We start from the raw sequence: 14,652 nt of genomic DNA, 5'->3' as shown, positions 1-14,652 counted from the left end.
AGAGAAGCCGCTTATGCCAATGCTCTGGTTCTTTTTTGTATTGCCTGCGCCAGGCGGCACACGCCTTCGCGGATTTGCTCTTCCGGCGTATTGGAGTAATTGAGGCGCAGCGTGTTGGTGACGCCGCCGTTAGGGAAGAAAGAATCGCCGGGAACAAAGGCGACATTTTGTGCTAAACAATCATGCAAAAGTTCCATGGCCTTGATCGACTCCGGTAGCTGCAGCCAAAGGAATAGACCTCCTTCGGGGCGGGTAAAGGCGACGCCAGCGGGCAAAAAGTCATCCAGCGCCTGCAGCATGGCATTGCGCCGCTGGCGGTAGACGGAGACGATGCGTTGAATGCGCGCTTCAAAATCATACTGATCGATGAAGCGGGAAATCTCCATTTGCGTTTTTAACGAAGTGCATAGATCAACGCCTTGTTTAAGGAGTACGCACTTGTTCCTAATTTCCGGATGGGCGGCGATCCAGCCGATGCGCATGCCGGGGCAGAAGATTTTGGAGAACGTACCCAAAGAGATAACCAGACCGTGTTGATCGAAGGTTTGCAAGGATGGCGGGATTTTATTTTCGAAGCGTAGCTCCCCATAAGGATTGTCTTCAATGACGGGCAGATGGTATTTGTTAATAAGGTTCATGAAAGCCTGGCGCCTTGAAAGTGACCAGGTTTTTCCTGTTGGGTTTTGAAAATCGGGAATGACGTACGCAAATTTAAGGCGTTCCGTAGTTTGCAGGATGTATTCCAAGGTTTCAGGAACCATGCCTTCTTCGTCTGTGGGAACTTCAATAAAACGGGGGCGGTAGGCTCGAAAAGCACTGAGGGCTGCTAAATACGTGGGACTTTCGCAGAGTACGACGTCGTCCTCATCGAGAAATACCTTTCCTAATAAATCCAAGGCTTGTTGCGAGCCGGAGGTAATTAAAATATCGTCGCTTTGGAAGGAAGTACGAAATTTCTGCTGCATGCGCTGGGCGATCTGGCTGCGCAGCGGTTCATATCCTTCGGTGGTAGAGTACTGAAGTGCTTTTTGGCCGGACTCTTCCAAGACTTGCAGGGATACCTGTTTTAGCTCTTCGATGGGAAACAGTTCCGGTGCCGGCAGGCCGCCGGCAAAAGAAATGACTTCTTCTCGTTCGGTGATTTTTAGAATCTCCCGAATTTCGGACGCTTTTAAGGCGTCTGTGCGCTTAGAAAAAGAAAATGAAGGCGGGGAACAGGGAGCGGTCATGGTGTTCATACAAAAACCTCCTCATCGTGTATGTCAGAATAAAAGAGCGACTATAGAGTACTTTGTATTCATAATAAACACCAAAATGTGAGTCGTAAATATCCAATTAAAAATTACAAAAAGAGTCCAATTTTAAAAGTTAACGAGAACAAAATGACGTTTATTGCTCTCGACACAAACATCTGTTTAATCGCATAAGCATAAAAAGCGGAGCCCAACAAAGTATTGGGTTCCGCTTTTTGTTGTTCAAGTTTTCGTTAAAGCTAAGCTGTAAGAAGTACTTGCATAAATGTCGTTGTTTGGAAAAAAACTAACGATTTTCTAGTAAAGACAATACAGTTTGCGGTTGCTGGTTGGCTTGAATCAAGGCGGCCGTGCCGGCTTGCATTAAAACAGATAGCTTGATTTGTTCTGCCATGGTTTTCGCCATGTCCGTGTCGCGAATGCGAGCTTCGGCTGCTTGCAGATTTTCTGCGGACAAGGTGACATTATCAGATAAAGCTTGCAGGGCGTTATATTTGGACCCGATAAGGCCCTGGGCGGCAGAAACAGAGGCTACGGCTGTATCGATGTCTTCTAGCGCTTGCTGTGCGCCGCTCCAGTTGGTCATATCCAGCCGGTTTAAGCCGAGAACCTCCAGGTTCATGACGAGCTGGGTGCCGGAATCAAAGCGATTGCCCGTATTGGCGCCCACCTGAAAATAGAGTTTTTCGCCGCCTGTGAACTCAAGATTGTAGGGTCCTGGATAAAAAATGCTGTAGGAAGCGCTGCCGCCAACGCCGTCAATGACAAAGTTGCCGTTTTTTCCCGGTTCATAGGTAAGCGACAAAACAGGCATTGTTTTTTGCGGCGTAGTTACGCTTTTGACGGATGCTTGTACGTCGAGGCCTGCTTCCTGCAGCTTTTGATTGAGCATGGATACCAGCGAAGCGGGATCATACTCGCCAGCGGCCAGGGTGATGCTTTTGCGTTCTATAACGCCGTCGGTAGTCAGGTCAAAAGCTAAGACATCATTTTTCCCAGAGCTGATGGTTATTGTGTCTTCTGCTAAGTTGAGGCGTCCGTCGATATAGGTATCATCCTCACTGGGCGAATAGGCGCTTGCATTGTTATAATACGTAGTAGTTGCTCGAAAAAGCGTGTTGCTGGATGTACCCGAGACAGAGTTGAATGTAGTTCCTGTTCCGGGAGTAAGGGCTTTTAGCTGCATGTTGCTGCCGGAGGCCAGGGCCTCAATGGTACCGCCGAGGTCTCCTGCGGCCAGCTTGCCATTCAGCATGGTTAAAAGGTCGGCTTTCGCATACGTGCCGGAATCAAGGGTGATGGTATGAGCAATGCCATTGACGGTGACGGTGAGGCCGTCGTTGACACCAGTGGTGATGGTGATGTTTTCGATGTTGGCTGCACCGGTTACGCTGCTGTAGGTGCTGCTGGTGCCGGCGGCGGTGTCGAAGGGCATCGTTGTTGTCATGAGGGTGGACAAGGCGTTGCCGGCAAAGTTGTTCAGTGAATACGGGAACTGGGGGCAGCCGCCGCCAGCCATTTTGTGTGTAAAGACCAGTGCAGATCCGTTGTAGGAAGAGGTGACATCGAGACTGCCTAAGGCGCTGTTGAGGGCGCTGACCAGGGCGCCGGAGGAATACCAGCCTGCGGCCAGCGTAAGACTCTGGGGGGAGCCGTTGAGGTTGAAGGTCAGCGTATCGTTAAAGCCAGCAACGATTTGCACGCCGTTATTTAGTGCGGTGTGGCCGGAGACGCTGGCATGATTGCCTGCATGAGGTTCTGTGCTGCCTTCTACAAAATAATAGGTGCCTGGAGATTCTGTTGGGGCGATGGCAGTACCGCCAAGCAATGTGTAGGCGGCCGTGCCAGCGGTGCCGCCAATGGAGCCGCTGGCGGAGCCGGTGTAGGTCAGCTGCAGCTTGCCGCCGCTGAGTGCGGCGGTTACCGAAATACTATTAGCGGTGAACAAGCTGTTCAGATGGTCTACAAGGGTTGCTGGCGAGTAGGTTCCGGCAGACAAAGTTAATGTGTGAGAGATGCCGTCAACTGAAAAACGGAAAGTATCGTTTTTTCCGGCTTGAATATCAAGGCTGCCAGGCAGCGTGCCATAGCCGGTAAAGATGGCTTTGGCATCAGGCGGGCTGTTATTGTAGGACTCGCTAATTGTTGAGGTAACGAGTTGGTCCAAAATGACCGCTTTGGCTGTGCCGCCCCATTGGTCAAGGGTATAATCGCTGCCGCAGAGATCATGTTGGATTTTAAGGTATTTGCCGCTGGTTAGGGAAGCGGTGATGGGATAAGTCTTGGCTGTAAAATAATTGTTCAAGGTATCTGCGATCTGGGCGGCCGTATAGGTGCCGTCCAGGAAGGTTATGGTTACATTTGTATAGGTTCCGGCATCGCCGAGGCGAAAGGAAAGGGTATTGTTGGTACTGTTGATTGTTACACCGTCTGAGAGATCTTCCCGGCCTTGTATATAGGAACCTTGAATGTGGCCCTTATTGCGATTGTCGTAGATGATGGAAGTATAGGCAAGGGGAGAGTCGATTTCCATCATGGAGCCGCCCAGGCTGTCCAAAACTTTAGTGGGAGAGTGATAGACAAGACTGTCTTTTTCAAAGGAAACGGTTATGTCGGTTCCTGCAGCTGCAAATTTGTTGTTCAAAGAGGTGACGAGTTGGTCGGCGGTATAATAACCGGGATTTAAGGTAAGTTCATACTCAGCATCGTCTAAACGAAAGGTGAGATGATCATTGTTATCGGTGGTCACTGTTAAGCCATATTGGCGAATGAGAGTGTCCCCGGACAAAACGCCTGGAATGGGTGTTTTTATCTTTTTGATGTCTTGGGCAAAAATGGGAATTGTATTAAATTGAGCAGAACGAAAGGTTTGCTGCAAATGCGCTTTAATTTCATCTACTTCGTCTTGAATAGCTTGTTGGTCGCTTTGCGTTAAGATTCCGTTAGACGCTTGTACTGCCAATTCGCGTAAACGCAGCAAGGCAGGATTCTGAATGTCTTCTAAATACCCGTCAGCTGTATTCAGGTAGCTCATGCCATCTTGGATATTGCGGGCAGCTTGTTCTAAGCCGCGGATTTGTCCGCGCATTTTTTCGCTGATAGCCAGGCCGGCGGCGTTATCTGCAGCGCAGTTGATTTGATAACCGCTGGCTAATTTTTGCAGCATCTTAGTACTGGCGGCGGTATTCTTATTTAGCTGGTTTACAGCATGTAAGGCAGAAGTAGTATCGAGAATTCTCACAAAAAAACTCCTTAGACAGTTGCTATACGATAAAATGACGGAAAACAGACAGATTATGTGATTTTTATAACTTCGAAAAAAAACAGCTAATTCCTGCTTTTAGTGAAAGAAAATAAGAAAATAGAGTTAGAAGGGTTTCTGCAAAGAAAAATGGAAGTTAATTTCACCTAAACTATTCAATAAGGGTGTGGCGTTTATGGATAAAAAAATTGCAATGTTAGCGGAGTTCTTAGAAGAAAAGACCATACAGCGGCGACGGGATTTGCACAAACATCCTGAAGCGGGCTGGACGGAATATCGTACAGCTTCCTTAGTGATTCAGGAACTGCGTGCCCTAGGGTATGAAGTGGCCATCGGCAAGGAAGTGCTGCGCGAGGAGAGCCGTATGGGCGTGCCGGAGGCGGACGTGTTGGCGGCGCATGCCAAGCGGGCGGTGGCGGAAGGCGCGGACCCGGATCTTGTGGAGCAAATGGAAGGCGGCCGTACGGCGGTCGTGGGAACGCTGCGTTTTTCTCGGCCCGGGCCGGTGGTGGCACTGCGTTTTGATATGGACTGCAACGAAGTTGCCGAAACGGCGGCGGAAGAGCATCGTCCTTGTCAAAAAGGGTTTTCCTCTATTCATCCGGGGCTGATGCACGCCTGCGGCCATGATGCGCATACGTCCGTAGGGCTGGGGGTGGCGGAAATTTTGGCATCCTTGCAAGAAGAGCTGGCAGGGACGATAAAGCTGATTTTTCAGCCCGCAGAAGAAGGAACGCGCGGCGCCAAAGCCATTGTGGACAAAGGTGTAGTAGATGACGTCCAGTATATGCTGGGCGCTCATACGGGGGAAGCGCCGGCGGGGAGCATTGCCTGCCATGTAGGGCATTTTTTGGCGACAAGTAAATTTGACGCTGTCTTTACGGGCGTGCCCGCTCATGCAGGGGGCGCGCCGGAGTGCGGCAAGAATGCCATGATGGCTGCGGCCACGGCGGCTTTGAACATTCAAGGCATTTCTCGGCATAGCCAGGGCGCGTCGCGAGTGAATGTCGGGGTGTTGACGGCGGGGAGCGGCCGCAACGTCATTCCCGGCCAGGCTCTGCTCAAGGTGGAGACTCGGGGCGAAACGTCCGAGATTGACGATTTCGTGCGTACCGCGGCGTACCGAATCTTGCAAGGGGCTGCGCAAATGTACGATATTGACGTTGCCATTACCAAAGCCGGCGGTGCGGCCAGCGCAACGAATTCGCCGGACTTGTCGGATCGCTTGGAGCGGCTGGGGCGTAGGCTGGGTATTTTTGATAAGATTGCGCCGTTCCATGCGCTCAATGGCAGCGAGGATTTTTCCTATTATATGCAGCGCGTGCAGCAGCAGGGCGGCCAGGCGGCGTTTGTCATTTACGGCGCCGCCGCTGCGGCTCCCTATCATAATTCGGCTTTCGATATTGACGAAGCCTGCCTAAGAAAGGCGATGCAGTTTATGGCCAGCGCCGCGGCGGAGCTGCTGCGGGAGCAGGAAGAAGCTTAACTCTTAAAACGAGTTTAAAAAAGTAAGTGCAGGCAGAAAAGTACGAAAAATTGTGCTCAAAGTCGCCTATAAATTCTATAAAGAAACAGGCAAGCTGCGCTCGTGGGGCGCAGCTTGCCTGTTGTTTGTAGTGTTCAATTATCTCAGCGCAGTCCCGTGTTCCAGGCCAGGGTGCGTGCCAGATGCGGACGATTCATGGTGTAGAGATGGATGCCTTCGATGCCGTGCTGCAGGAGGCTTTCGATTTGCTGGCTGGCGTATTCCAGGCCGGCTTCTTCCATGGATTCTTTCTGGTGCCCGTACTTGTCCATGATGAGGAGCAGCGCCGGCGGCAGGGACGCGCCGCAGAGCGAACAGATGCGTTCCACCTGCGCGCGGCTGAAGACCGGCATAATGCCGGCGGTGACAGGGACGGCGATGCCGTGGGCGCGAGCGCCGTCCAAGAAACGGTAGAGCATGGCGTTGTCAAAAAAGATTTGGGTGATGAGAAAATCAGCGCCGCTGTCTACTTTTTCCTTGAGGTGTTTTAAGTCTTCTTCGCGGTTAGGGCTTTCCAGGTGGCCTTCCGGGTAGGCGGCTGCGGCGATGCTGCAGGGCTGGTTACGGCCGCGAATCAGACGGACAAGATCCTGGGCGTAGCAGTTTAAAGGGCCAGGCGGCGCGTCTTTAGGCTTGTCGCCCCGCAGGGCCAGGATATTCTGAATGCCGTGAGCGGCAAAGTCGTCCAAAACCGCTTGGCTTTGGGCGGGTGTGGCGCCGACGCAGGTAAGATGACCCAAAGCGGGGATGCCGTGGTCATCTTGAATATGACGGGCTACTTCCAGCGTGCGTCCTTGGGTGGAACCGCCAGCGCCATAGGTGACACTGATAAAGTCCGGCTTGATTTGCTGCAGCTCTTCGATACATTGGAAAATCGACTCCAGCGGCGAATCTGGCTTGGGCGGGAAAATCTCAAAAGAAACAACTGGTTTTTTTTGTTGAAACAGTTCGTGAATCAGCATATAAAAGTCCTTTCTATAAGAAAATAATGAGGAGTGGCGGGGAACGAGGTGTGAACAGGAGAATCGGAGAACCGGAGGGCACGCAAGAGAAATGCGAAATTGAACAGGAGTAAAGGGAGTAGAGTGAGGGTATGGAGAGGTTAGAAAAAAATAAACGATATTGGCAGGAAGATTGCTGCGTTGCTGGCGATCCTCGCAATGACAGTGCCAGGCTGGCTTGCGGGTCATTGCGAGCGCAGCGCGGCAATCTCTTCTGGCTTCTGAAAGGCAGGTTTCGATTGGTTTGGAGTGAATAAGAGAACCGTAACCCTCCTTCGTGCCCTCCGGTTCTCCCTTGACTCTTGTTGGTTCCTTATAACGGTGAAAGCCGGACTTCTCCGATAGCGCCGATGCGGTCGCCAATGACGATAACGCAGCCCAGGATGTCTTCTTGGGCGTCGGCGTAGGCCAAGGCGGGTTCAATGTCGGCGGCGGAGCGCACCTGGTTGCCGACAGCCGTAGCGTAGGCATCAGCGACCGCGCCGCTTTTAGCCAAGATGGTGGCGGCGTCGGCTTGGCCTAGGCTAAGGGAAGGACCGACAGTGGCCGAAGAGGTGCAGAGGCTTAGGGGTGATTGGTTTGGTTCCAGTTCAAGGGCCAATTTCCCTGAGAGGGGAGACGGACCGGCCCAGATGGCGATGCGCCTGGATTCGGTAGTGGCCAGATAAATGTCACCGCCATTTTCGACGATAATGTCTTGGACTTTAAATTTTTGCATCAACTGCTGGGCTACTTCCTCGGCAAAAGCACCGGCTACGGCAGCCATGGGGCCTACGTCGGCTTTGGCGGCAGCGGCCGCCATTTTCAGGGCTACCGGCGGTGCGCCGAAATGCGGCGTATGGGGCGTCAGAGAATGCAAAAATACCGGGTCTTTTAAGATATAAGCGTGCAGTTCTTCCCAAAGGGCGGTGGCCGCTTCTTCGCAACATTGGCGCAAGGCCGGTGTGTTTTGACGCGGCGGCACGGCTACCCAAAGATCGGTTTCGCGAAAGCGCACGGCAAATGGCGCGAGGCTGGAACGGTGCAGCTCTTTGCGGTACCAGCGCGGTTCAAAGGAACTCATGCTTCCGGCGTTTCTTGCGCTGCTGGCGCGACCATTCCCTGGCGGATGGCTCGCATAGGACAGGCTTGCAGACAGAGGCCGCAGGCAATGCATTTTTCCGGGCGGAAGGACAGCTCCCAAGAAGGCTGTTCTAAGATCAGCGCCTTGGAGAAGCAGACTGCCGTACAGGCGCCGCAATGGGTGCAGCGTTCTGCGTCTACGCGAATCTGGCGGCGGACCGAAGTGGTTTCAATGCCTTCGGACGTAAGAAATTCCAGGGCCGCGGCGATTTGGGCGTCTTCTCCCACCAGATCCAGCAGCAGGTGTCCTTCTTCACCGGGGGTGATTTCCGCCCGGAGAATGTTGATTTTCAGTTCAAAGTCTTTGACCAAATGGTAGGCGATGGCTTTATCGTAAGACTCGGCGGTGAAATTCAGTAAAATTCGTTCAGTAGCCGGCATGTTATTCACCCTCCTTGCGGATTTCCAGGCTGTTCAGTTTCGCTGTTTCCGGCAATGGCGCTACAGGGCGGCTGACTTCAAAACGCCCGGCGGCAATCCAGTCCTTGAGCTGTCCGGCAATCTGCCGCGCTTTCGGGAGGCTGGACATGGGCGCGGTGCGTAAGCTGCGGCCCTTGAAGGAGATACTGCCGCTGCGCAGCTGTGCATAGGTGTAGGTTCCCAAAGCGGGGCGGTTGCGCGAGGGTACGCTGTAATCGAAAAGAGAGGTCTCGATGTCGGCATTAGTTACCGAGACCGCCCTGGCGACGTCTTCGTCCAGCACCGGAATAGGAATGCCGACGCCCACGGAAAGGCTGATGCCGTATTTTTCAAAGACTGCGGCGCGGATAAAATCCGGGCTCATGGCTTTGAGGTCTCCCACAAGCGACAAGGTGGCTGCGCCTCCGGTGGGGATGCCGCAATCGTTACGAGGACGCGAGGGATTGTGCTGTGTGCCGTTCCAGGCGATATAGCCTTCGGTGCCGCCCAAGAAGATGCGCGTGCCCAGGCCAATGGTGCGCAGATACGGATCGTTGAGGAGCGGGCTGAGCTCGCCTGCGGTGGAATAAGTAACATTACCGCAGCGGGGCAGCAGCATGCCCATATAGGTGTAGAGAATGCGCTCGGACGTATTGGTGGCGGCGCCGTAATTTTGGTAGGCGTTGCGGGGGTTAAAGAGGAAGCATTCGTTTAAATCGTCCTTAGAGATCCAGGTGTCGATGCTGCGCCGGGGATAGCAGTCCGTGCCGGGAGACGTAGCCCGCAGATGCACTTTTTTACCGGCAATGAGCTCCTCAATGACATGGGCGCCGCCGTAGTGCTCGTCACTGTCGGAGACTTCCGTAGCGCCGATATAAGCGTCTACGGCGGCAATACCTGCATAAGCCGGCACGTCGTTAAGCCAGACGCGCTTCATGCGGATGGGAGGCTCGCTGTGGCCGAAGTTTAAGAAGGCGCCGGAGGAGCACATGGGACCGAAGGTGCCGGTGGTAACGACATCGACCTTGCGGGCTACGGCGGCTACGCCTTGCTCTTGGGCCATTTTGCTGACTTCTTCTGCGGTGAGCACGACCGCCTGGCCTTTGCGGATGCGCTCGTTGATTTCTTCATAGCTTTTTTGCGTGGACATAGTAGGCCTCCTCTTCTTATTATGCAAAAGCGTCTCTTTTCAGAAGAAAAGAGACGCGTAATGGCGGTAATGCTCTCCCTCATCTGCCGGAACGCATGCATTCCGCTGGATTTAGCACCGGACGCCTCGGGAGGCCGGTTGCCGCGGTTTCAAAGGGCCAGTCCCTCCACCGCTCTTGATAAGAGTTACTCTATACAGTTTTTTGTAACTAGAACTAATAATACGGCGCAAATGTATTGTTTGTCAAGGCTTTCCGGGACAATTTTCTCCTGGGGGCTTGGGATCGGGGTATGGGGAACGTTTACACAGAGGAACAGAGGTATTAGAGAAAGGCAGAGGGAGTACCGAGAATTACATTTTTCCAAGGGGGTGGGTTACTGCTTTTTTGCTTTTTCTCTGGCTTTTCTCCGTTACTCTGTTACTCTGAGTTCCGTTCTCCGGTAGTTCGTTCTGGAGGCTCTTCTTGCAGCCAGTTGGAGAGCTGGGCCGGATTTTCACCGGCATCCAGGCGATCCTGGAGCCGCTGTACAGCGCCGGAAACCTGGCGGGCTTGCAGAGTGAGGGATTCCAAGGGGCGAATGAATTGATTCGCCAAACGGTGAATGCAAAAGAGAGTTAAAATTTGTGCGAAACACGTTAAAAAGAGGTAGCGCAGCAAGAGCTCGCGCAATGGTTCGTCAAGATAGCTGCGCGGCAAGGTAATGACCAAGGTCCAGCCTGTGCTGGGAAGCTTTCCGAAATAGGCTAAGCGATCTTCATTTTGGAAGGAATATTCCAGAAAGCCTTCGCTTTTTCGCAGCAGGTCGCTGCGCATTTGCGGCGGCAGCGAACGCAGCGGTTCCGCTTGATTGATGTCCAGCGACTGCAAACTGGGGTCAGGGTGGGCCAGAATGATGCCGCGCTGATCCAGCAAAAACGCATAGCCGCCGTCAAAAGGCTGGATATGACGAATATATTCCAAGAAGCGAGACAGCGGCACATCTTGGCTGAGGACGCCGGCCAGCTCTTGGTTATCAAGGCGGACCTGCTTGGCGATGGAGATAGTGTATTGATTGGTTACTAAATCCATATAAGGTTCAATGAAGACCCTGTCGGCGGATAAAAGCGCTTGGCGATACCAGGGGCGCTTTCGGGGATCGTAGCCAGATGGAGGCTGCCAGTGGGAGCCGTCAACAACCTCGCCGTTTTCCGTGCCGAAATAGAGATCACTAATATCACTGTCAAGGCTCATTTGACGCGCCAATAATGGTTGCAAGGTTTCCGGCGAACGCGGGAGAAGCGGCAGCAAACTGGCGGTTTGTTCCAAGGAAATCGCTTTGCGCTGCAGCCAGAAATCAAGGCGAGCTACTTCTGCTTGGGTAATGGCGTTGCTTTCCTTTTGCAGGTGCAGCAGCAATTGTTGGCGGGCAAACTGATATTCCACCAAACTGGCCAACACCAAACTGGTTGTAAGAAGCAGCGAAAATAGGAGGGTTAGCTTGATGCGAATGCCCATGTTAGCTTCCTCCTTGCAGCGGCGTCACTGGCGCTGCTCCTTCTTTTAAGGGGAAGGAGAAAAGAAAGCGCGCGCCTTGCCCTGGTTCACTTTGGCAGGTAACACTGCCGCGAAAGCTTTTGGTTGTTAAAGAATATAAGATATACAGGCCTAAGCCGGTGCCTCCTTGGCCGCGTTTCGTGGTGAAGAAAGGATCGAAAATTTTAGCCAGCACCTCCGGGGTCATGCCGACGCCGTTGTCGCTGTAGATGAGTTCCAGCGATGTTTCAGCGGGGCGGACTTCTAGGGTTAGCTCGCCTGTCTGTTTATTTGGAAAAGCATGCTGCAAGGAGTTGCGGATCAGGTTGGTGATAATCTGGGAAAAGGCGGTGGGGGGGCCGAAGAGCTGCACGTGATCCGGGCAGGAGATAGACAGGTGATGCGGCGTGTAGTTCAATTCGTTTTCCAGGCTGTGGGCGATGGCGTAGAGGTATTGCTTGACATCAAACCACTGAGAAGCGCTGCTGTTTTCCACATCCACCGTGCGAAACCGGCGTACTAAATCGGCGCTGCGTCCCAGATTGTCTTCCAAAAGCTGCAGACTTTGCGCCAACAATTCCATGTGGCCCTGCAACTGTTGGCGGCTGACGGCAGGGGCGTTCAGAAATTCCTGCGTTTCCTGCAGTACTTGCTGGGCATGGGACGACGCGGTAATGCTGATGCCCAGGGGAGTGTTGAGCTCGTGGGCGATGCCGCTGACCAAAATGCCTAAAGCGGCCTGCTTTTCCGCCTGCAGTACATGCTCTTGCGCGCTGCGCAGATGTTCCAGGGTTTGCGTTAATTGTTGATTGCTTTGCGCCAGCGCCTGCGTGCGCTCCTGGACTTTGCTTTCTAATTGTTCATTGGCTTCGCGCAGCTGCCGCTCGGCGTTTTTGCGGTACTGGATATTAGACAGCGAGCCCACCATGCGCAAAGGGCGGCAGCCATCTTCTGTGCGCAAGCTGTCTCCTTTGAGAAGACGCCAAGAGGGGCCTTCGGCGGTAGCAACACGAAATTCAGCCCGCAGCAAAGGATATTTTCCCTTGAGATGCCGGCGAATCAATAAGGAAAGCTGTTTGCGGTCCTCAGGCATGACCTGCTGCAGGCAATGACGCAGGGGGAGAAGCTTGTCCGTCTGTTCCAATCCCAGCAGATGCTGCGCCCGACAGGACAGAAAAACAAGACCTGTGGGGATGTCCCAGTCCCACAGGCCGTCGCTGCTGCCCTCCAGCGCCAACTGCCAGCGCTCTTCGCTAAGCTTTAGGTTTTGGTTGACCTGCTGCAGGCGGCTGATGACGCTGGTAATACCGGACAACATGACTTGGTGGGCTTCCGCCAATTGGCCAATTTCGTCCTTGGACATGCTGCCTCACGCCTTTCTCTGCTAGAGATACGGGGAATGAGAACGAGGTTTTGAACAAGAGTCGCGGGAGTCACGGGAGGATACGAATGAGGGGGTTCGGGGTACGATGTTTTTTAACAAGTAAAGGGGGTAGACGGTAGCGATTGGATTGAACAAGAGTCGCGAGAGTCACGGGAGGGTGTGAATGAGGGCTACAAAAAATTTATTATTTCTCTTGCGTACCCTCTGGTCACTCCGGTTCTCTTGTTCAATAATCCTCTACTCTGCGAGTTGCGCTTCAGTAATGCCTTCGAGGAGGCTTAAATCTTTAAGAGCGGTTTTGGTAACAGACGGATCCGGCGATTTAATGGCGACGAAGAAGGTTGTGTGGCCTTTGTCGCCTTTTTCCAGGCGCATATCCGTGACAGTCAAGCCGGCGCTGCTGAGGCAGGAAGCCACTTTGCCGATTTGCCCCGGCTTATCCAGCGAATGAATGACCAACACGGCTTCGCTCGGTCCTGTGGCGCGGTGCGATTCAACGCGGTACAGCCAAGTCAAGGTCACTACGGAGAGGACGGTAGTGACAATAGCTCCCAAGTAGTAACCGCTGCCTACGGCGAGGCCGACGCAGGCTACCACCCAAAGACTGGCTGCGGTGGTCAGGCCTTTGATGGTAGCGCCTTCCTTCATGATAGTGCCGGCGCCGAGAAAGCCGATGCCGCTGACTACCTGTGCGGCTAGGCGGGCGGGGTCGGCATTAGTTTTGCCTTCGACGCCGCCGTAAAGATTCATAGATAAAATCATAATCAAGCAAGAGCCCAGCGCCACAAGAATGTGCGTGCGCAGACCGGCTGCTTTATGGAAGTAGCTGCGCTCGTAGCCGATGACACCGGCCAGAACCAAAGAGAGAACCAAACGCAGCGTGGCGGTTAAGTCGTCAATAATCACGAGCCGGAAGCCTCCTTTTGAAAGCGTTGACCGCAAGCGGCGTAGTGGAGCCATTCGGCAATATTGGTAGTGCGGTCGGCTACGCGTTCGATGAAGCGAACGACGATTTGCAGATCGATGGCTGCTTCCAGTGTCCAGGGATGGACCATGGCGGCCATAATGATTTCTTTGTAAATGTCGCGGCACAACTGATCGACAATATTGTCTTTTTCGTGCAGGGCGGAAACTAAAAGAAGTTCGGCATCCGCTTGGCCGTAGGCTTGCATGATGTCTTGGAGCATGGACAAAGCGTGCTCCATCATCAAACGAATCAAGGCCAGTACATTTTCAAAAGGCGCCATGTCGTAGCAGCAAAAACGCCGACGCACCATTTTAGCGATGTTGTTGGCATAATCGCCCAAGCGTTCCAGCTCAGCGATGATTTTGACGCTGGCGACGGCGCGAGATACTTCAGACGGCGAGGGGTGCTCGTTCAGCCAAGCGATGCAGGCTTCGTCGAGACGAATCGAGGTGCGGTCAATTTCTTTTTCTTTTTCCCGAACCTCTTGGGCGAGAGTGGTATCAAGGGTAAGCAGCGCAGTCAAGGCGTCGCGCAATGCAGTATGTACCATATTGTGAAGTTGGCAAACGTCTGCCGTAAGACGAAGTTGGTCGGTCATGGCGCGGGCCTCCTTTTTATTTTCTTTATTCTTTAGTTCGACACAGGAGGCAGGCATCCTGCCTGAAAAGACAAAAGACGCCTGCGTCTTGGAAGACAGCAGCGTCTTTTTGAGTGGGAGAAGATAGAGGATTGAACAGGGCCACAGCGTTCGCTTAAAATCCCCCTGGCCCTGCGGGCCATCCCCCTTTGGCAAGGGGGACTTTAGCTTTGCCGCCCTTGTTAAAGGGAGGTGCCGCCACAGCGGCGGAGGGATTCGAATCCTGTCCAATAACATTGTTTCGTAACCCTCATACGTACCTTCCGGTTCTCCTGTTCAAATTTCCATTTCCCTCTGGCTTTTCTCTGTTACCTCTGTTACTCCCTTAATAAACAAGCAGTAGCTTCGATTTTCTTCTTTAATCGCAGTATTTCTCGATATATGTTTTTGTAGATTCTTTGGCTAGACAGGCTAGGCTGGTAGTGAAGTGGTTTTTGCG

Annotated in this window: 11 protein-coding genes and 1 riboswitch; of the genes, 1 reads left to right on the top strand and 10 read right to left on the bottom strand. The window is 53.1% G+C overall.

Going from position 1 to position 14,652, the window contains the following annotated elements; genetic code table 11:
- Positions 1-11: 11 nt before the first annotated feature.
- Positions 12-1,238 carry a PLP-dependent aminotransferase family protein gene (locus PHF27_RS01350; RefSeq protein ID WP_300065133.1) on the bottom strand — a complete coding sequence of 409 codons (1,227 nt, stop codon included), beginning with the start codon at positions 1,236-1,238 and terminating at the stop codon, positions 12-14.
- Between the two features lie 301 nt (positions 1,239-1,539).
- The gene (locus PHF27_RS01345; RefSeq protein WP_300065131.1) at positions 1,540-4,494 is read right to left on the bottom strand and encodes a flagellin; all 2,955 of its coding nucleotides are present in this window, start codon (positions 4,492-4,494) and stop codon (positions 1,540-1,542) included.
- Positions 4,495-4,690: 196 nt separating this feature from the next.
- On the opposite strand from PHF27_RS01345, the gene PHF27_RS01340 reads away from it, so the two are divergent.
- Positions 4,691-6,001: an amidohydrolase gene (locus PHF27_RS01340; RefSeq protein WP_300065128.1), complete on the top strand. Its 1,311-nt coding sequence runs from the start codon at positions 4,691-4,693 to the stop codon at positions 5,999-6,001.
- A gap of 143 nt (positions 6,002-6,144) precedes the next feature.
- On the opposite strand, the gene metF is transcribed toward PHF27_RS01340, so the two are convergent.
- The 8 genes from metF to phoU all read right to left on the bottom strand — a co-directional run bounded on the left by metF (position 6,145) and on the right by phoU (position 14,174).
- Complete coding sequence (gene metF, locus PHF27_RS01335; protein WP_300065126.1) at positions 6,145-7,002, bottom strand: methylenetetrahydrofolate reductase [NAD(P)H]; 858 nt, start codon at positions 7,000-7,002, stop codon at positions 6,145-6,147.
- Between the two features lie 352 nt (positions 7,003-7,354).
- Positions 7,355-8,104, bottom strand: coding sequence for a UPF0280 family protein (locus PHF27_RS01330; RefSeq protein WP_300065124.1), 750 nt, complete (start codon positions 8,102-8,104; stop codon positions 7,355-7,357).
- Complete coding sequence (locus PHF27_RS01325; protein WP_300065122.1) at positions 8,101-8,544, bottom strand: 4Fe-4S binding protein; 444 nt, start codon at positions 8,542-8,544, stop codon at positions 8,101-8,103. Before PHF27_RS01325 ends, PHF27_RS01330 begins: the two co-directional genes overlap by 4 nt.
- A gap of 1 nt (position 8,545) precedes the next feature.
- The gene (locus PHF27_RS01320; RefSeq protein ID WP_300065120.1) at positions 8,546-9,712 is read right to left on the bottom strand and encodes a homocysteine biosynthesis protein; all 1,167 of its coding nucleotides are present in this window, start codon (positions 9,710-9,712) and stop codon (positions 8,546-8,548) included.
- Positions 9,713-9,788: 76 nt separating this feature from the next.
- Positions 9,789-9,897, bottom strand: a riboswitch (SAM riboswitch).
- Positions 9,898-10,130: 233 nt separating this feature from the next.
- Positions 10,131-11,207 carry a cache domain-containing protein gene (locus tag PHF27_RS01315; RefSeq protein ID WP_300065118.1) on the bottom strand — a complete coding sequence of 359 codons (1,077 nt, stop codon included), beginning with the start codon at positions 11,205-11,207 and terminating at the stop codon, positions 10,131-10,133.
- 1 nt (position 11,208) lies between these two features.
- Complete coding sequence (locus tag PHF27_RS01310; RefSeq protein ID WP_300065116.1) at positions 11,209-12,588, bottom strand: sensor histidine kinase; 1,380 nt, start codon at positions 12,586-12,588, stop codon at positions 11,209-11,211.
- A gap of 258 nt (positions 12,589-12,846) precedes the next feature.
- On the bottom strand, positions 12,847-13,515 hold the full coding sequence (locus PHF27_RS01305; RefSeq protein ID WP_300065114.1) for an MgtC/SapB family protein: 669 nt from the start codon (positions 13,513-13,515) through the stop codon (positions 12,847-12,849).
- Complete coding sequence (gene phoU, locus PHF27_RS01300) at positions 13,512-14,174, bottom strand: phosphate signaling complex protein PhoU (protein ID WP_300065112.1); 663 nt, start codon at positions 14,172-14,174, stop codon at positions 13,512-13,514. The genes PHF27_RS01305 and phoU overlap by 4 nt, the downstream gene beginning before the upstream one ends.
- Positions 14,175-14,652: the final 478 nt, after the last annotated feature.

It is taken from the genome of Anaeromusa sp., from assembly GCF_028691475.1.
In the GTDB taxonomy this organism is placed as follows: domain Bacteria; phylum Bacillota; class Negativicutes; order Anaeromusales; family Anaeromusaceae; genus Anaeromusa.
This window is presented reverse-complemented; position numbering and strand designations above follow the sequence as displayed.